Genomic DNA, 312 nt, shown 5'->3' on the forward strand with positions numbered 1-312 from the left:
CGAGGGCGCTGCTGTATCTGGCCGTATTATCGCTTGCCGCTCTCCTGCTGCTAAGTTTTGGCCTGACGCACGGTTCGCTGCCCATTCCTGCTTCCGCCATCGGACGTGCGCTGTTTTATCCTGAACGTCTGACGGCGGATGCGCATTACATTGTGATGGATATCCGCCTGCCGCGCCTGCTGATGGCGGTGCTGTGCGGGACGCACGATCGTTATGAAGGCGAAATCTGCATTAACAACCAGCCGGTAAGTATCCGCGAGCCGCTGGACGCCAAACGGCTGGGTATCCACCTTGTGCAGCAGGAGGTGGATG

At 59.0% G+C, this 312-nt stretch carries 1 pseudogene; it reads left to right on the forward strand.

The annotated features are described in order from the left end of the window. Positions 1-8: 8 nt before the first annotated feature. Positions 9-312, forward strand: a pseudogene (locus tag RTW80_RS28365) (hypothetical protein); the annotation flags it as partial.

The organism is Escherichia sp. AM3 (assembly GCF_032029835.1).
GTDB lineage: Bacteria > Pseudomonadota > Gammaproteobacteria > Enterobacterales > Enterobacteriaceae > Escherichia > Escherichia coli.